At 73.6% G+C, this 17,120-nt stretch carries 19 protein-coding genes; 13 read left to right on the top strand and 6 right to left on the bottom strand.

Annotated features, from left to right (window positions below; all coding sequences use genetic code 11):
• Positions 1-1,179 (top strand): cysteine protease StiP family protein (locus tag PV350_RS34415; protein WP_500337506.1); only part of this gene is annotated, 1,179 nt, incomplete at its 5' end.
• Positions 1,176-2,003, top strand: coding sequence for an HAD family hydrolase (locus PV350_RS34410; RefSeq protein ID WP_499511680.1), 828 nt, complete (start codon positions 1,176-1,178; stop codon positions 2,001-2,003). The genes PV350_RS34415 and PV350_RS34410, both read left to right, overlap by 4 nt.
• Here the strand turns inward: PV350_RS34410 and PV350_RS34405 are convergent.
• Positions 1,984-2,628, bottom strand: coding sequence for a nucleoside/nucleotide kinase family protein (locus PV350_RS34405; RefSeq protein WP_499511679.1), 645 nt, complete (start codon positions 2,626-2,628; stop codon positions 1,984-1,986). The genes PV350_RS34410 and PV350_RS34405 overlap by 20 nt on opposite strands.
• Before the next feature lie 22 nt (positions 2,629-2,650).
• On the opposite strand from PV350_RS34405, the gene PV350_RS34400 reads away from it, so the two are divergent.
• The 3 genes from PV350_RS34400 to PV350_RS34390 all read left to right on the top strand — a co-directional run bounded on the left by PV350_RS34400 (position 2,651) and on the right by PV350_RS34390 (position 4,840).
• On the top strand, positions 2,651-3,310 hold the full coding sequence (locus tag PV350_RS34400) for an O-methyltransferase (RefSeq protein WP_499511678.1): 660 nt from the start codon (positions 2,651-2,653) through the stop codon (positions 3,308-3,310).
• Between the two features lie 20 nt (positions 3,311-3,330).
• Entirely contained in the window at positions 3,331-3,555 is a 225-nt protein-coding gene (locus PV350_RS34395; protein WP_499511677.1) for an FmdB family zinc ribbon protein, read from the top strand.
• A gap of 61 nt (positions 3,556-3,616) precedes the next feature.
• Positions 3,617-4,840: an aminoglycoside phosphotransferase family protein gene (locus PV350_RS34390; RefSeq protein WP_500337505.1), complete on the top strand. Its 1,224-nt coding sequence runs from the start codon at positions 3,617-3,619 to the stop codon at positions 4,838-4,840.
• Positions 4,841-4,877: 37 nt separating this feature from the next.
• On the opposite strand, the gene PV350_RS34385 is transcribed toward PV350_RS34390, so the two are convergent.
• The 3 genes from PV350_RS34385 to PV350_RS34375 all read right to left on the bottom strand — a co-directional run bounded on the left by PV350_RS34385 (position 4,878) and on the right by PV350_RS34375 (position 8,609).
• Positions 4,878-6,119, bottom strand: coding sequence for a hypothetical protein (locus PV350_RS34385; protein WP_499511675.1), 1,242 nt, complete (start codon positions 6,117-6,119; stop codon positions 4,878-4,880).
• A 90-nt stretch (positions 6,120-6,209) separates the two neighbouring features.
• A complete protein-coding gene (locus tag PV350_RS34380; RefSeq protein WP_499511674.1) occupies positions 6,210-6,977 on the bottom strand; it encodes a DUF4097 family beta strand repeat-containing protein in 768 nt (255 codons plus the stop codon).
• Between the two features lie 210 nt (positions 6,978-7,187).
• A complete protein-coding gene (locus PV350_RS34375) occupies positions 7,188-8,609 on the bottom strand; it encodes a family 2B encapsulin nanocompartment shell protein (protein WP_500337504.1) in 1,422 nt (473 codons plus the stop codon).
• Between the two features lie 522 nt (positions 8,610-9,131).
• Between PV350_RS34375 and PV350_RS34370 the strand changes: the two genes are divergently transcribed.
• Together PV350_RS34370 and PV350_RS34365 are read left to right on the top strand one after the other, a co-directional pair.
• Complete coding sequence (locus PV350_RS34370; RefSeq protein ID WP_499511672.1) at positions 9,132-9,800, top strand: DedA family protein; 669 nt, start codon at positions 9,132-9,134, stop codon at positions 9,798-9,800.
• 120 nt (positions 9,801-9,920) lie between these two features.
• Entirely contained in the window at positions 9,921-10,595 is a 675-nt protein-coding gene (locus PV350_RS34365; RefSeq protein ID WP_499511671.1) for a hypothetical protein, read from the top strand.
• Positions 10,596-10,635: 40 nt separating this feature from the next.
• Here PV350_RS34365 and PV350_RS34360 read toward each other — a convergent pair whose 3' ends face one another.
• Complete coding sequence (locus tag PV350_RS34360; protein ID WP_499511670.1) at positions 10,636-10,917, bottom strand: DUF2087 domain-containing protein; 282 nt, start codon at positions 10,915-10,917, stop codon at positions 10,636-10,638.
• Positions 10,918-11,077: 160 nt separating this feature from the next.
• On the opposite strand from PV350_RS34360, the gene PV350_RS34355 reads away from it, so the two are divergent.
• The 3 genes from PV350_RS34355 (at position 11,078) to PV350_RS34345 (ending at position 12,248) form a co-directional block, all read left to right on the top strand.
• Entirely contained in the window at positions 11,078-11,284 is a 207-nt protein-coding gene (locus PV350_RS34355; RefSeq protein ID WP_499511669.1) for a hypothetical protein, read from the top strand.
• 36 nt (positions 11,285-11,320) lie between these two features.
• Positions 11,321-11,650, top strand: a complete 330-nt coding sequence (locus tag PV350_RS34350) for an antibiotic biosynthesis monooxygenase family protein (RefSeq protein WP_499511668.1) — start codon at positions 11,321-11,323, stop codon at positions 11,648-11,650.
• A gap of 91 nt (positions 11,651-11,741) precedes the next feature.
• Positions 11,742-12,248, top strand: coding sequence for a hypothetical protein (locus PV350_RS34345; protein ID WP_499511667.1), 507 nt, complete (start codon positions 11,742-11,744; stop codon positions 12,246-12,248).
• Between the two features lie 28 nt (positions 12,249-12,276).
• On the opposite strand, the gene PV350_RS34340 is transcribed toward PV350_RS34345, so the two are convergent.
• A complete protein-coding gene (locus tag PV350_RS34340) occupies positions 12,277-14,322 on the bottom strand; it encodes an MFS transporter (RefSeq protein ID WP_500337503.1) in 2,046 nt (681 codons plus the stop codon).
• 186 nt (positions 14,323-14,508) lie between these two features.
• On the opposite strand from PV350_RS34340, the gene PV350_RS34335 reads away from it, so the two are divergent.
• The 3 genes from PV350_RS34335 to PV350_RS34325 all read left to right on the top strand — a co-directional run bounded on the left by PV350_RS34335 (position 14,509) and on the right by PV350_RS34325 (position 17,009).
• Positions 14,509-15,495: a peptidoglycan-binding domain-containing protein gene (locus tag PV350_RS34335; RefSeq protein ID WP_500337502.1), complete on the top strand. Its 987-nt coding sequence runs from the start codon at positions 14,509-14,511 to the stop codon at positions 15,493-15,495.
• 150 nt (positions 15,496-15,645) lie between these two features.
• Positions 15,646-16,197 carry a hypothetical protein gene (locus PV350_RS34330; protein WP_499516821.1) on the top strand — a complete coding sequence of 184 codons (552 nt, stop codon included), beginning with the start codon at positions 15,646-15,648 and terminating at the stop codon, positions 16,195-16,197.
• A gap of 149 nt (positions 16,198-16,346) precedes the next feature.
• Entirely contained in the window at positions 16,347-17,009 is a 663-nt protein-coding gene (locus tag PV350_RS34325; protein ID WP_500337501.1) for an HAD-IA family hydrolase, read from the top strand.
• Positions 17,010-17,120: the final 111 nt, after the last annotated feature.

Genomic DNA, 17,120 nt, shown 5'->3' with positions numbered 1-17,120 from the left:
ACCTCGTCGGGCGCGTACGAGGAGAACGCCGCCCCGACGCTCCCGGAGCCGCTGCGCGGGCCGGCGTTCTCCTCGTACGCGCCCGACGAGGTCGGCTGGCTGCTGAAGGACCTCTCCGAGACCGAACTGGAGGCGCCGACCGAGGAGCGCGAGGAGGCGATCCAGAGCGGCGGGGCGCACTACGCGGAGTCGCTGCCCGTGGAGTACCAGCCCAGCGCCGAGTACCAGGAGCTGTTCCGGGTCGCGCTGGCGGAATCCGCGGGCCGGATCGCCCGCGCCGTCGGTGCCGTGACCGAACTGGTGCTCGCCGAACGCGGACCGGACGCCGTCCTGGTGTCGCTGGCCCGGGCGGGCACCCCGGTCGGCGTGCTGATGCGCCGCTGGGCCCGGCACGCGCACGGCCTGGACCTGCCGCACTACGCCGTGTCCATCGTCCGCGGCCGGGGCATCGACACCACCGCCCTGCGCTGGCTGGCGGAGCACCACGACCCCGCGCGGGCGGTGTTCGTGGACGGCTGGACCGGCAAGGGCGCCATCACCCGCGAACTGGCCGACGCCGTGGCCCCGTACGGGGGCTTCGACCCGGAGATCGCGGTGCTCGCCGACCCCGGCTCGTGCGTCCGCACCTTCGGCACCCGCGACGACTTCCTCATCCCGTCCGCGTGCCTGAATTCCACGGTCTCCGGCCTCGTCTCGCGCACCGTGCTGCGCGCCGACCTGATCGGCCCCGACGAGTTCCACGGCGCCAAGTTCTACCGCGAGCTGGCCGGCTCGGACGTCTCCGGCCTCTTCCTGGACGAGGTCTCGGCCCGCTTCGCCGCCGTGACCGACGAGGTCGCCCGGGACGTCAAGGAGCTCCAGGCCGGCGACCGCACGCCCACCTGGGAGGGGTGGGCCGCGGTCGAGCGGATCAGCGAGGAGTACGGGATCGGGGACGTCAACCTGGTCAAGCCGGGCGTCGGCGAGACCACCCGGGTGCTGCTGCGCCGCGTGCCGTGGCGGGTGCTCGCCCGGCGCGGCGCAGGACAGGACCTGGCGCACATCCGGCTGCTCGCCGAGCAGCGCGGCGTCCCGGTGGAGGAGGTGGACGACCTGCCGTACTCGTGCGTCGGGCTGATCCACCCGCGCTTCACCCGGGGCGCGACCGGAACGGACGGCAAGGCGGTGGAGGCCAAGTGAAGCAGCGCCCCGAGATCGTGAAGTCCCTCGTCGCCAGCGACCTGGACCGCACCCTCATCTACTCGCCGTCGGCCCTGGCCCTGTCCATGGCCGACGAGGAGGCGCCGCGGCTGCTGTGCGTCGAGGTCCACGAGGGCCGGCCGCTGTCCTTCATGACCGAGAACGCCGCCGCGCTGATCCAGCGGCTCGCGGCCGCCGCCGAGTTCGTCCCGGCGACGACCCGCACCCGCAAGCAGTACCGGCGCATCAACCTCCCGGGCCCCGTGCCCCGGTACGCGATCTGCGCCAACGGCGGGCACATCCTGGTCAAGGGGCACACCGACCACGACTGGAACGCCGAGATGCGCCGCCGCCTCGACGAGGGTTGCGCGCCGCTGGCCGAGGTCCGCGAGTTCATGGCCCGCACCTGCGACGAGACCTGGCTGCGCAAGGAACGCGTCGCCGAGGACCTGTTCGTCTACCTGGTCGTGGAGCGGTCGCTGCTGCCCGAGCGCTGGGTGAAGGACCTCGCCGAATGGGCGGAGGAGCGCGGCTGGACGGTCTCGCTGCAGGGCCGCAAGGTCTACGCCGTGCCCAAGCCGCTCACCAAGTCGGCGGCGCTGGCCGAGGTCGTCCGCCGTACCGGCGCCGACCACGTGCTCGCCGCGGGCGACTCCCTCCTGGACGCGGAGCTGCTGCTCGCCGCTCACACCGCCTGGCGTCCCGGCCACGGTGAACTCGCCGACACCGGCTGGGGCGCGCCGCACGTCGACGCGCTGACCCTGCCCGGCGTGGCGGCGGGGGAGGAGATCCTGCGCCGGATGCTCAGCGTGGCGCGCCGCTGACGCCGCCGGTCCGCACCACCCGTGTGCACGCGCTGCGCGTCGCCTCGACGCGCAGCGCGTTCGGCCGTTCGCTGGCCTCGATGAAGGCCCGGGCCTCCGCCTCCGTGCGACCGCCCGTCACATGCCGGGCCAGCAGCCGGTCCTCACGCACCTCGGGTTCGGCCTCGACGAACCACAGCTCGTCCAGCAGGTCCCTGACCTCGTGCCAGCCGGCGCCGTCGTCGGCCAGGTAGTTCCCCTCCGTCACCACCAGCCGGGCCTGGGGGAGTACGGCGATCCCCGCCGCGACCGGCTCGTCGAGGTCCCGGTCGAAGTCCGGCGCGTAGACGGCGCGGCCCTGCCACGAGCGCAGCCGCCGCAGCAGGTGGACGTAGCCGTCCACGTCGAAGGTCTCCGGCGCGCCCTTGCGGCCGCGCAGTCCGAGCCGGTCGAGCTGGGCGTTGGAGAGGTGGAAGCCGTCCATCGGCACGTACGCCGCCGTACCCGCGCCGAGCCGTGCGTCGACCCCCGCCACCAGCGAACGGGCCAGGGTCGACTTGCCCGCCGCGGGCGCGCCCGCCAACCCCAGGAGCACCCGCCTGCCTGGCATGCTGGGCACCAGGGCGAGGACGTCATCCACGTACATGCCGCCACCTTAAGGAGCAGCCGTGCCCGAGACCAAGAACCCGCAGCTCACGCCCGAACTGTACGCGTATGTCCTCGAGCACAATCCGCCCCTGGACCCGGTCCAGGAGGAACTGGTCGAGATCACGCGCACCCGCTTCGGTGACGCGGCGGGCATGCAGTCGGCGCGCGAGCAGGGTCCGCTGCTGGCCTTCCTGGTGCGGCTGACCGGCGCCCGGCAGGTCGTGGAGGTCGGTACCTTCACCGGCTTCTCCGCCCTGTCCATGGCGCAGGCGCTGCCCGCGGACGGGCGCCTGATCGCCTGCGACATCTCCGAGGAGTGGACCGCGGTCGCCCGGGAGGCCTGGGCCAAGGCCGGTGTCGCCGACCGCGTGGACCTGCGGATCGCGCCCGCCCTGGACACGCTGCGGGCGCTGCCGCGCGATCCGTGGATCGACCTGGTCTACCTCGACGCCGACAAGGGCAACTACGTCAACTACTGGGAGGAGCTGGTGCCGCGGATGCGGCCCGGCGGGATCATCGCCGCCGACAACACGCTCTTCCACGGACGGGTCGTGGACCCGCGCGCCACCGGTGACACGGCGGGGATCCGGGCGTTCAACGACCGCGTCGCGGCCGACGGGCGCGTCGAGGGGCTGCTGCTGACCGTGGCGGACGGACTGACCCTGGCGCGCAAGCTGTGAGCCGTGGTTAATCTGTGCCCATGCCCCGTTACGAGTACCGCTGCCGCTCCTGCGGCACCACGTTCGAGCTGAGCCGCCCGATGGCGGAGTCCGCCGCGCCGGCGGAGTGCCCCGCCGGGCACGACGACACGGTCAAGCTCCTGTCGACGGTCGCGGTCGGCGGCACCGCCGCCGCCTCCGCGGCGGCCGCCCCCCGCCCGGCCGCGGGCGGCGGGGGCTGCTGCGGCGGAGGCTGCTGCGGCTGACGGGCCGCGACGGGGCCGGATGACCCTCGCGGGACGGCGCCCCGCGCGTGACACTGCCCGGGTGACGCAGCAGCAGGCGGCAGGACGCGTGGTCGACGTCGTGGTGACGTACGACGGCGAACGGCTGGGCGGATACGGCCCCTTCACCGTCGCGGGCCCTTGGTGGTGCGACGTCACGGAGGTCGTGGCACGCCTGGAGGCCCTGCTCGGCGTACCCGTGGCCGTGCTGCGGCTGGTCGCGGTCGAGGGCGGTGAAGGCGGGCGCGACGGCGCGGTGACGTACCACGCCGAGGCACTGCGCAGGCCGCCCGACGGAGTGCCGCTCGGGCCCGCGGGCCGCGGCGGCGACCGTGCGCTCCCGGGCCCGGAGGAGCTGCGGGCCGACTGGGCGACGGCGCCGGGCCTGCGCGAGGCCCTGGCCTGGGCGCACGGCGTGCTGGGCGGTGGCACGGCCGAGCAGGTCAGGACGTGGAACCTGTCCGGGCTGTTCCGCATGACGACCGGCGACGGCCGCACGGCCTGGCTGAAGACGACCAGCCCCCGCTTCAACGCCTGCGAGGCCACCGTCATCGGGCTCTTCGCCGCAGTGGACCGGGCGTTCGTCCCCGAGGTCCTGGCGGCGGACACCCCGCGGCGGAGGGTGCTGCTCGGGCACGTGCCCGGCGACGACTGCCGGCGGGCCGCCCCGCAGGTCGCGGCGGCCGCCGCGCGGCGGCTGGCGTCCGCCCAGGCCGCGCTCGCCACGAAGACGGCGCCCGCCGGGCTGCCCGACCGCACACCACGGACCCTGGCCGCCCGGGTGCACCGGCTGCTGGACGGCCAGGCCGGCCGTGAACTCACCCCGGCGGAGCGGACCCGGGCCCGCAGGCTGGCCGGGCGACTGCCCGCGCTCGTCGCGGACTTGGACGCCTGCGGGCTGCCGCACACCGTCGTGCACGGTGACTTCCACCCGGGGAACTGGCGTTGCGACGGGCGGCGCGTCGTCGTGGTGGACTTCGCCGACAGCCACTACGGCCACCCCGTCCTCGACGGCCTGCGACCAAAGGGGTTCCTCGACCCACGCAGTTGGGAGGCCGCCGCCGAGGCCTGGGTCCTGACCTGGTCGGCACTGCTGCCCGCGGCCGACCCCCGGCGGGCGCTCACGGTGGGCGAGCCGCTGGCGCATCTGCTGTACGCCGTCCGCTACCAGGAGTTCCTGGACAACATCGAACCGAGCGAGCGGGTCTACCACGAGGGCGACCCCGCCGCCGAGATCCGCGCCGCGCTGTCCTGCGCCGGGCGGTAGTGGCGGTGGCTGGGCGCCGGTGGCCCACCGCGTACGGCTAGCGTCCCGAGGCGCGGTCCTCGCGGATCGCGGCGACGACCCGGGCCGCCATGTCGCGCACCGCTGCGGTCTCGGTGAGGAAGTGCCACCAGTCGGGGTGCCGGCCCTGGAGACCGTCGACGGCGCGGTCGAGCCGGGCGACGGCCTCGTCGAGGGGGCGCGCGTGCCGCTGCTCAGGTGTCGTACGGCCCTGCATGGCGAGCCGCTGGGCGTCCCGGACGGCGAACCGGGTCCGCTCGATCTCGCCGTGCGGGTCCTTGCTGACCTCGTTGAGCCGCCGCAGCCGGTCGCCGGCCGCGGACACCGCCGCGTCGGCGTCGTCGAGCAGCGCCCGCACCGTGCCGAGCAGGGCCGTCGCGTCCGGCCAGCGCTGCTCGTCGCGGGCCTTCGCCGCCTCCGAGAGCTTCTGCTCCGCGCGGCCCACGGCCTCCGTCGCCCGCTCCGGCACGTGCTGCAGGTCCTGCCAGCACGCCATGCTGAACCGGCGGCGCAGCTCGCTCAGGACCGGATCGACGCCCTCCGTGCGGGTCGCCAGGGCCTGGGTCCGGGTCCGCAGCGACACGATCCGCTTGTCGATCTCACGGGCCCGCTCGGGCAGGCGTTCGGCCTCCGCGCGGATGGCCTCGGCCGTGCGCAGCACCTCGTCGGCGCGCCGGATGGTCTCCTGCACGCCGTGCGTGCCGGCGCCCTGGTTGAGCTTGGTCAGCTCCGGGCCGAGGGCCGCCAGCCGGGCCGCGAGGTCGTCGGCGCGAAGACCCGATGCCCGTACGGCGTCCAGCGCGTTGGACGCGGCGAGCAGGGCCTGGCGGGCCCGTTCGACGGCGGGGGCGAGGCGGGCGAGCTGGGTCTCGGCCTTGTCCAGCAGCGGGCCGAGCCCACGCGCGAAGGCGTCCAGGTCGGTCCTGGCGCGGACCAGGTCGTCCTTCGCCTTGGTGAGCTCGGTACGGGCGCGGGCCGCGGTGGCGGCCTCCAACTCGTCGCGGTCCAGGTCGTAGGCGTCCACCGCCGCGATGTAGGCGGCGCTGACCTGGTCGATGCGCTCGCCCAGTGCCCGGAAGTCATCGCTCGCGCGCCGCGCGGCGGGGGAGCTGTCGACGGCGGTGATGGTCTCTATGGAGATCACCAGGTCGCGCTGGGCGGTGTCCAGCTCGTAGAACGCCTCGGCGGCGGCGTCCTTCGCGGCCTGGGCGTCGGCGCGCAGGTTGTCCCCGCGCCGCCACCACGAGCGTGCCGTCGTCACAGTCGCCCTCTCCCGCAGGTCCGCCGCCGGTGGTTGTCCGCTCCAGTCTCCCACCTGGCTGGGACGAATACACGGGCCGGGCGGTTGCGGTCAGCGGCCGGCTTCCGTGACGCTCACCGAGCCGTCGCCCGTACGGACCGTCACGACGTGGCCGCTGGTGTCGTCGCGGGGGACGTCCACGCTGACGTGCCCGTCGCCGGAGCGTGCGGAGACCTTGTAGCTCTGGTGGGGCAGCACGACGCTGACCCGGCCGTCGCCGGTCGTCGCCTCGACGAGGTCGGGCACCTTGTCGAAGGCCAGCTTCACCGAGCCGTCCGAGGTGTGGGCGCTGACCTCGCGGGAGCGGATGCCGCCGGCGTCGATCCGGCCGTCGCCGCTGGAGAGCCGGAGCGGGCCGGTCACGTCCCGGACGACCACCGAGCCGTCGCCCGTGGTGAGCTCCAGCGGGGTGCTGAAGCCGCTCGCCTCCACGCTGCCGTCGCCGTTGACCACCGTCAGGCGGACCCCGCGCGGCACCAGCACCTCGTGGCGCACCGAGCAGTCCTGCACGGCGCCCTGGCACTTGGTGCGGAAGGTCAGGGTGTGCCCGTGCATCGACCAGGTGGCCTTCGGCGTGTCGCCGAACACGGCCCAGCCGTCGAACCACCGGGTGACCTGGATCTCGTCCACGTCGGCCGGTTTCACCACCACCTTGCTGTCGGAGGAGTCGATGGTCAGTTCGTTCCCGTCGAGCGCGAAGCTCTTGCGCTCCGGCTCGCTGTCGTCGGAGGCGTTCGCGCAGGCGGACGCCGTACCGATCAGTGCCACGACGCCCGCGGCGGCGGCGAGGGTCCTCAACGTGCGGGTGCTCTTCGTCATACCCAGGACGCTACGGAGCGTCCGATGTGCCCGGAATCAGGCCGCCCACCGAAAGCGGGGTGGGGAAAACCCCCGCCCCGCCCGGGGGTTCGGCGGGCCGACGGCCGTGCTCGTGGCGGACGGTGCGGGGCAGCCGGGGCCGCCCGCCCCGCCACGAGCACGCGCCGCCGCTCCCGGAGGCCGCGTGCGCGCTGGGGCCAGGCTCCGGGCCTAGGCTCCGGGACGCGCGATCTCCACGTTCTCCAGGACGCCGAGGGCGTCGGGGACGAGGACGGCCGCCGAATAGTAGGTGCTGACGAGATAGGAGATGATCGCCTTCTCGTCGATCCCCATGAAACGCACCGAGAGGCCCAGCTCGTACTCGTCAGGAATTCCCGTCTGGTGCAGGCCGATCACGCCCTGGTTGTCCTCGCCGGTGCGCATCACCAGGATCGAGGTGGTGTTCTCCCGGGAAATCGGGATCTTGTTGGAGGGGAGGATCGGGATTCCGCGCCAGGACGGCACGTGGTGGCCGTGGAAATCGATGGTGTGCGGTACCAGACCGCGGCTGTTGAATTCCCTTCCGATGGCCGCGATGGCCCGCGGATGGGCCAGCAGGTACTGGGCGTTGCGGCGCCGGCTGATCAGTTCGTCGAGGTCGTCGGGGGTGGGCGGTCCGGAGTGCGTGGTGATGCGCTGCCGGTAGTCGGCGTTGTGCAGCAGCCCGAACTCCCGGTTGTTGAGCAGTTCGTGCTCCTGCCGTTCGCGCAGTGCCTCGACGGTCAGCTTCACCTGCTGCTCGACCTGGTTGTAGGGCTGGTTGTACAGGTCGGCGACGCGGGTGTGGACCTTCAGCACGGTCTGCGCGACGCTCAGTTCGTACTCGCGCGGGGAGAGGTCGTAGTCCACGAAGGTGCCGGGCAGGTCAGGTTCCCCGACGTGGCCCGAGGCCAGTTCGATGGCCTTCTCGCCGTACTTGTTCTGCGCCTGCTGGGTGCCGGTGACGAAGCCCGCGACGTGCTCGCGCAGCCCGTCGGCCTGCTGCATGACGGCCTGGAAGGCCTGGCGCGGCAGGGCGAGCACGGTGACGGCGGTGGCCGCCCTGGCGGTGTAGTCCCAGGTGCTGTCGGGGCCGGCCAGCCCTTCGGAGCCGAAGTGGTCGCCGTCGGCGATGCTGCCGATCACGCCCTGGCCGTCCCACTTGGCCGGGGCCAGCTTGTCGATCCTGCCGTGGGCGACGAGGAAGACGTGGTCGGCCGGCTGCCCGGCGGCCACGAGCGTCTCCCCGGCCGTGAACTCCCGTTGCTCGAACTGCCCGGCGAGCGCGGTCAGCACCGCGTCGTCGGTGAAGCCGCGCAGCAGCGGCAGTTCGCCGAGCTCCGCCGGGATCACCCGGACCTCGGAGCCGGTCTGGACGAAGTCCACCCTTCCGTCGCCCACCGAGTAGCTGAGCCTCCGGTTGACCCGGTAGGCGCCGCCGGCGGCCTCGACCCACGGCAGCACCCGCAGCAGCCACCGCGATGTGATTCCCTGCATCTGCGGCGTGGATTTGGTGGTCGTCGCCAAATTCCGCGCGGCAGCGGTGCCCAGACTCCGCTGGGACTGGCCGTTCTCCGTCGCCGCCTCCGACGCGACACCCGGCTCAACCGTCATGGATGGTCCTTCCCTTGCGGCCCGATGGCCCACGCGCACAAAAGCGTGGATTAGGCAATCAATTCACGGTGAAACGAGGTTTCTCGTGCGGTGGTTCCCCCTGCCTTCTGCCGCTTTCCTCTCGGAAGCTACCCACCGGGTGGAGCGCCCTGCACTCACTCATTCGGGTGAGCGTGGTGTTCCGGGCCCGCCGGAGTGGGCCAGCCGGTCGCGGGCGTACGCATGTGCGAGGGCGGGTGCCGGATGCCGGAGGGCCGAATGCGTGGCATGTCCATGATGTGGGCCGGAGGCTGAGCGGAACATCTCGTTCCGGGGACGTTCTGTCGTCCCTCCCGGTTAATCGCGTGCTATTCCCGATCGTCACCATCGAAGATGAGGAAAACGTCACGCGCCCCGAGGGGATCACAGGAGCATGGCTGGCGTACGCTGTACGGCTGAGAGCGGATCGCAGAAGAACCGCTTCTGCGTGATACCGCCTCACACCTCGGTGGCGCCGCGCACTCGCAGGGAGAGGAGGACGCGGTGTTCATCGGAGCAGGTTCCCTGTTCGATTCACCGTGGATCTACGCCCTGGTAGCCGCCTCCATCGTGCTCGACGTCTTCCTGCCGGTGATGCCGAGCGGCGTCCTGCTGATCTCGGCGGCCACGGCCGGCACCGCCGCCGGCGGCAACGACATCCTCGACGTGCTCGCCCTGTTGCTCTGCGCGGCCGTCGCCTCCACCCTGGGCGACCTGGCCGCCTACCGCCTCGCCTGGCGCGGCGGTGAGTGGATCGACCAGCACGTGGCGCACTCCCGCCGGCTGTCCACCGCCCAGGAGATCCTGGGTGCCGTCCTGTCCCGCGGCGGTGGCGCGCTCGTCGTGCTCGCCCGCTTCGCCCCGGCCGGCCGCTCCGTCGTCAGCCTCACCGCCGGCGCCGCGCACCGCCGCATCCGCGAGTTCCTGCCCTGGTCGGCGCTGGCCGGCCTGGCCTGGGCCGCGTACAGCGTGGGCCTGGGCTACGCGGGCGGCCAGTGGCTCGGCGCCGGCTGGCTCGGCACCGCCACCTCCGCCGTCGCGCTGGTCGGCTCCGGCTCCCTCGCCGCGTACGTCTTCCGCCGGGAGCGCCGCGCCCAGACGGTCGTCCCGGTGACGCTGCCCGCACAGGCCGCGGCCACGCCCGAGCGGGCCGCCGTCGCCGAGGCCCGCTGAGCCGCACCGGTCCGCACCCCGGGTGGGCGCCGCCGATGGGCGGCCCCGCACGAGCCGTGACAGCATCGGTACGGACAGAAACCGGTCTGGGGGGCCAACGGACGGATCGGAGACCCCCCGATGCGACTCGGACCGCTCACCGGCCTGGCCGCCGTGATCCTCGCCGCCGTCTCCTACGCGCTCCAGGGGGACACCCCGGGGATCGGCAGCTCGGGGGTCGCGGTCAGGGCGTTCTACCTCACCCACGACACGCGGCAGGGCGTCGGCCTGTACCTGCTGCTCGTCGCGGGACTCTTCCTGGTCTTCTTCGCCGGCTACCTGCGGCACGTCCTGGCCACGTCCGACCGCACCGGCTGGCTGCCCCAGGTCGCCTTCGCCGGCGGCATCCTGGCCGCCCTCGGCTTCTGGATCAGCGCCGGGCTCACCCTCAGCCTGGTCGAGGCCAGCGACCGGGCCCTGGTCGGCGGCGGCGCCCTCCAGGCGCTCAACGCCCTCGGCAGCGACCTGTTCATGCCCATCCTGGCCGGGATCGGCGTCATGCTGCTCGGGGCGGGGCTGGCGATCTCCCGCGGCGACGGCGACCCGCTGCCGCACTGGCTGGGCTGGGTGGCCTTCGTCCTTGGCGTGCTGATGTTCATCCCGTACGCCGGCTTCATCGGCCTCGGGCTGGCCGGGCTGTGGGTCATCGCCGTGTGCGTGGTCCTGCTCGCACCGGGGCAACGGCAGGGCACGCCGGGCGGTCCCGGCCCGGCCGCTCCCGGTCCCGGTCAGCCGCGGGACAGCGCCGGCCGCTGAGCCCGCCGCGCAGCGGTCTCCGGCCGCCCGGGGCCGCGGCTCAGCGCGTCCTGCGGTACGCGGTCCCGTCCGCCGACCGCTCCAGCCAGCCGCCTTCCACCAGGTAGCGGCGGAGGGCCGCGCAGTCCTCGTGCACCGTGCGCAGCGCCTCGTTGACCTCGCGCTCGTGGTAGTCCCGCCCGGGCCGGAAGAGGGTCTCGGTCAGATGCCGCAGCAACTGCTCGCGCCGCGCCACCCGGCGCGGGATGACCGTGAGCCGCCCCTGCGAGAACAGGGCCGACACCGCATGCGCACCGCTCTCGGACACAGCGCACTCCTCCATGCTCGGGACGACACATTCCGCCGGGCAGCGTGACACGCGGGGCTGACCGGGGGCACGCGAATTTCCCCCCGATCGAACTCTCACGGACCGCGGTCCTCGTTCGGCCAACTGCGTTACTTGGCCACCTAACCTACGGTTCCGTAGGTTACGGTTCCGTAGGTTGGTCGCGGTCGTAAGGGACGACGGCCGCACGGCTGTATCGGAGGCCGAGTTGAGCCAGGCGAACGACGGATCGGGCAAGCCGCAACCCTTTCTGGAGCTGCGAGTCGGAGGACTCCACCTGACAGTGCAGCACGTGCCGTACAAGTTCCTCACGCTGCTGGTCACCGCGGGTGGTGCACTCGGCGCGTGGTTCGCGGCCCGCTAGGCGGGCGATGCGCGTGCGCTGAGGCAGGATGGACGCATGAGCGTCGTCAAGATCAACGTACTGACCGTCCCGGCCGAGCAGCGCGAGGTCCTGGAGAAGCGGTTCGCCTCACGGGCGGGCGCCGTGGAGAGCTCGGACGGCTTCGAGTGGTTCGAGCTGCTGCGCCCGGTCGAGGGCACCGACCAGTACCTCGTGTACACGCGGTGGCGCAGCGAGGAGGACTTCAGCAACTGGATGTCCGGCCCGATGCAGGCCGCGCACCGCGAGGGCGGCGAGGGCGGTGCGGAGCGGCCCAGGCCGGCCGCCAGCGGGTCCACCCTGTGGTCCTTCGAGGTCGTCCAGCAGGCCGCGCCGAAGCAGGCCTGACCCCGCGCGGCGCCCCGTGCCCGCGGGGCGCCGCCCTCCGGCCCGGGAAACCGCCTTGCCGTCCGCGATCACCGCACGTCAGGCTGCGACCATGGACCGGCCGCTGCTCTTCCTCGACGTCGACGGCCCCCTCAACCCGTACGCGGCCAAGCGCACCCGGCGGCCCGAGGGCTACACCACGCTGCGGGTGCCGGCGCCCGGCGTCTCCGCCCGCCCGCTGCGGGTGTGGCTCAACCCCGCGCACGGCGAGGCGCTGCTCGGGCTGGGTTTCGACCTTTGCTGGGCCACCACCTGGATGGCGGAGGCCAACCGCTGGATCGCGCCCGTCATCGGCCTGCCCGAGCTGCCGTACGTCGACTTCGGCGCCGCGCTGTTCGCGCACCGTCCCGACCTCGTGCACTGGAAGACCGAGGCGCTCGTGGCGTACGCCGCCGGCCGCCGCTTCGCCTGGGTCGACGACGAGCAGGGCCCCGCCGACACGGACTGGGTCGCCACCCACCACCCCGGTCCGGCACTCCTGCACCACGTCGACCCGCGTGTCGGCCTGCGCGAGCCCGACTTCACCGCGCTCGCCGCCTTCGCCGCGTCACCGCGGTGACCGTCCCGGTCCCGGCCGCCCCGCCTGCTCACGCCGGGGGGCGGTGGGGGCCGGGGCGGTCCTGGTCCTGGCCGCAGAGTTCGGTGGTCAGTCGGGTGAGCAGGGCGGCCAGGTCGGCGTGGCGTTCGGGGTTCCAGTCGCCCAGGAGTTCGGCCAGCACCTTGCGGCGGGCCTCGGTGAGCAGGGCCACGACCTCCTGACCGCGTTCGGTGAGGTACAGCGGGTTGCCCCGGCGGACGGCGTAGCGGTGTTCCTCGACCTCGAAGGCGGCGCCCTCGATGACCGTGTACGGCACCGTGGTCTGCAGGGCGAGGTCGACGGGGTCGGCGGAGCCGGTGCGGGCGATGTACAGCAGCAGCCAGGCGGAGGCGGGCTGGAGGCCGAGGCCGGTCAGCGCGGTGATCCGTACGTACAGGTCGCGGCGGGCCTCGCGGCTGCCGAGGACGCTCAGGCCGCGGGCGATCTCGTCGAGGGAGGAGCGGTCCACGGGGTTGGTGCCGATCGTCTCGCTCGCGTCGGGCACGGTGAGGGTGCGCCGCAGCGGCTGCTCCTTCAGGAACCAGGCCAGGACGAAGGCCAGCGCGCAGACCGGTACCGCCCACAGGAAGACGCTGGTGATGGCGGTGGAGTACGCGTGCAGCACCGGGTCGCGCAGGGACGGCGGGAGCTGCCGCACCCCGCGCGGATCGGACTGGATCATCGCCGGGTCGAAGCCGGGCGGCAGGGTGAGCCCGGCGAGGGCGGCGGTGACCTCGCGGGCGAGGTTGGTCGAGAAGATGGTGCCGAAGATGGAGACGCCGAAGGCCGCCCCGATGGAGCGGAAGAAGGTGGCGCCGGAGGTGGCCGCGCCCAGGTCGGCGTAGCCGACGGCGTTCTGCACGACGAGGATCAGCACCTGCATGACCAGGCCGAGCCCGAGGCCGAAGACGAGCAGGAACAGGCTCAGTGCCCAGACCGGTGTGGTCTCGTCGAGCCCGTGCAGCAGGACCAGCCCGACGATCGTGACGGCGGTCCCGGCGATCGGGAAGACCTTGTAGTGGCCGGTGCGGGAGACGACCTGGCCGGAGGCGGTGGAGGCCACCAGCATGCCCACCACCATCGGGATCATGTGCACGCCGGACCAGGTCGGCGAGTAGCCGTGCACGACCTGGAGGAAGGTCGGCAGGAAGGTCAGCGAGCCGAACATCGCGAAGCCGACGACGAAGGAGATCACCGAGCACATCCAGAAGGTGCGGATGCGGAACAGCCGCAACGGCAGCACCGGTTCCTCGGCCCGCCGCTCGACCTGGACGAAGGCCGCGACCAGCAGCACGCCGAGCACCGCGAGCCCGACCACCTGCCAGGAGCCCCAGGCCCAGGTCGTACCGCCCAGTGAGGTCATCAGCACCAGGCAGGTCGCCGCGGCCGCCACCAGCACCATGCCCCCGTAGTCGATGCGGTGCGTGGTCCGCCGCACCGGGATGTGGAGCACGGTCGCGATCACGGCGAGCGCGATGATGCCCAGCGGCAGGTTGACGTAGAACACCCAGCGCCAGCTGAGGGTGTCCACGAACAGCCCGCCCAGCAGCGGCCCGAGCACGCTGCTCGCGCCGAACACGGCCCCGAACACGCCCTGGTAGCGCCCCCGGTCGCGCGGCGGCACGATGTCGCCCACGATCGCCATCGACAGGACGATCAGTCCGCCGCCGCCCAGGCCCTGCAGCGCGCGGAAGGCGATGAGCTCGCCCATGCTCCGGGAGAGGCCGCACAGCGCCGAGCCGATCAGGAAGATCACGATGACGGACTGGAAGAGCTTCTTCCGTCCGTACATGTCGCCGAGCTTGCCCCACAGCGGGGTGGCGGCGGTGGAGGCCAGCAGGTAGGCGGTGACCACCCAGGAGAGGTGCTTCAGCCCGCCCAGGTCGCTGACGATCGTCGGCAGCGCGGTGGAGACGATCGTCTGGTCGAGGGCGGCGAGCAGCAGACCGAGCGCGAGCGCGCCGATCGCGACGTGGACGGACCGCTTGTCGGTCACTTCCCCCGGGCCGTCCGCCATGGCCTGCCCTGCGGGGGAAGTGGTGTCGTCCTGCGCCATACGGACTCGTTCCGCTCGGGCACCGGCGTTCCGGTACCGCGTTCACGTCACTTCCTTATAAATATTCACACCCTTTCCACAAGATTGGCTCCGTTTGTACGACCGTCGGGAACGGAGGCGCTGGGCACCGGGCATGCGCGGTCTGCATAATCACTGCGTCTGTCAGGGGATGGGGAGGGGGCGCCGGTGGCGTCTGACAAGCCGGCATCACCGGCTTCGCAGGAGGAGCACGAGTACGAGTCCCTCCGGGTACGGCCGTACGTGCCGGGACCGGAGGAGTACGCGGACGCGGAGGAGGCCGTCCCGGCCGCCGTGGCGGCGGGGGCCGCCAAGGCCTTCCCACCGCAGGACGCGGACCCGCCGACCGCGCCCCTGGCGCCGGTGCCGCCGGAGGAGGCCGCGGGGGCCGCTGGACCGGAGGAGGACACCGACGTCATCGACCTCGGCACGGTCTCCTCGGACCGGCTGCCGGTACCGGTCGCCGCCACGTCCCGTGAACTGGTGCCCTACCCGTCCCGTGCCGTGAGCAGGCGCCGCGCCGGGGCCCATCGCCGCCGCCGCGGTGCGCTCGTCGCCGGCGCGGGCATCGGGGCGGTCGGCCTCGCCGTCGGCGCGGTCTTCCTCACCGCCCAGCTGACCGGCCTGCCGGACCGTACGGAGGCGGCACCCGATCAGGGCGCCTCCGAGCCGGCGGTCGAACTGCCGTCCTCCGCGCGGCCCTCGGCATCCGCCTCGCGCTCGGCCTCGCCCAGCGCCACCCCCTCCACGCTCGCGTCCGCGAGCGCCTCGGCCTCGGCCACGACCGGCGCCCCGACGCCCAGCGCCACCACGTCGCAGCCGACGGCGTCCGCCAGCGGCCAGGTCTCCCAGGCGCCCAGCTCGGCAGCGCCGCCGCCGGCGCCCGCGACGCTGCAGCGCGGTGACAGCGGACCGGCCGTCGTGGACCTCCAGAACCGTCTCAAGGCGGTGCGGCTCTACTACGGCCCCGCGAACGGCGAATTCGACCGGAAGGTCGGCGACGCCGTGGCCCGCTTCCAGTTCTTCTACGGGGTCAAGGGCGATCCGCAGGGCGTCTACGGGCCCAACACCCGGGCGGCCCTGGAGGCGAAGACCGGCGCGACACCGGACCCGGACTCCGGCGACGGCAACGAGAACGGGAACGGCTGGGGCTGACCGGCCTCCGTCGTCCGTGAGCGCCCGCCCCGGGACCAGGTCCCGCGGCGGGCGCCGCCATGTCCGGCCCCGGGGGCGCTCCGGCAGGATGGGAGCGTGGCGATCGACGACTTCGGCCCCAGGGGCTTCCAGCTCGTCCTGCTGCGGCGCATGGCCGACCACCGGCCCGAGCTGGTGGAGGAGGCGCTGCGCACGCTCGGGGCGAGCCGAACCGAGATGCGGGAGGCGAACCGCCGCTGGCAGGCATGGGGACACGCCAAGGGCTTCCCGCGCGGCGAGCGCCGCTACCGCGCGGTGCTCGGGCCGCCGGAGGCGGTGCTCCGGCGGAAGGTGGGCGACCTGACCTGCCCGGCGCTGCTGTGGCGGGTCCCGCTGTGGCCTGCCCTGCGGTTCGAGGTGCTGTGCGCCCCGGGCGGCGGGGCGGTCTGGAACGAGTGGCTGGTCCGCGCCCCGGGGGAGCGGGGGCCGCAGCTGTCGGGCCTCGACGACCTCACGCCTTGGTCCTGCACCGTCGACGAGGTGGCCCGGGCGTTCCCGCCCGCACGGCCCCTGGAGGGCGACGCCCCGACCCGCTGGCGGCTGGAGTTCACCGACCCGCACGCCCCGCCGGGGGCCGGCCGCCGGACCGCCGGCTTCACCTACGGACTGCTGCAGTACGTGGACGGGACGGACGACGCGCCCCGAGGCCCGCGGGGCCCGTGAGGCGGGGCCGGCGCCGGCGGGGACCGCGTTCGGGCACCCCCCCTGGCGGAACCGCCGCACGGTTTTGTATCGTGTAGGAACAAAGTGGCTCCGCCCGTTTCCCCTGACCGGCGGGCGGGCCACTTGATTTGTCCGTCCGAGGGAGTTCCATGCTGTCGCCGTCCACCGTCGTCCCCGCCCGCGCCCTGCTGCTGGACATGGACGGCACGCTGGTCAACTCCGACGCCGTGGTCGAACGCTGCTGGCGCCGCTGGGCCGCGACGCACGGGCTCGACGGCGACGCCGTGATGAAGGTCGTCCACGGCCGCCAGGGCTACGCCACGATGGCGGTGCTGCTCCCGGACCGCCCGATGGCGGAGAACCACGCCGACAACGCCCGCATGCTCGCCGAGGAGACCGCCGACGTCGACGGCGTGGTCCCGGTCGAGGGCGCCCCGGCCTTCATGGCCGCGCTGCAGGGCCGCCCGCACGCGCTGGTGACCTCCGCGGACGAGGCCCTCGCCCGGGCCCGCATGGACGCCGCCCGCCTCCCGATGCCTGCCGTCATGGTCACCGCGGAGCGCGTCAGCGCCAGCAAGCCGGACCCGGAGGGCTTCCTCAAGGGCGCCGCCGAGCTGGGCTTCGGCCCCGAGGACTGCGTGGTCTTCGAGGACTCCGAGGTCGGCATCGCGGCCGCGAAGGCCGCCGGCATGCGGGTGGTCGGTGTCGGCCCCCGCGCCGCGGCCCACGAGCCCACGGTCCACGTCGACACGCTCGCCCAGGTCCGCGTCGAGGTCGCGGCCGACGGGACGCTCCTGCTCCACATCGGCTAGCGCCTCTGGCCCGGGGCGCCCCTTGCGGCCCGGTGGTTGTGTGCGGGTTGTTTGCGCCTGCGGCGGGCGGTTTCCCCGCCGCCCTCCCTCCCCCCGGCCGAAGGCTGGGGG

The organism is Streptomyces sp. PA03-6a (assembly GCF_033792765.1).
Classification (GTDB): domain Bacteria; phylum Actinomycetota; class Actinomycetes; order Streptomycetales; family Streptomycetaceae; genus Actinacidiphila.
This window is presented reverse-complemented; position numbering and strand designations above follow the sequence as displayed.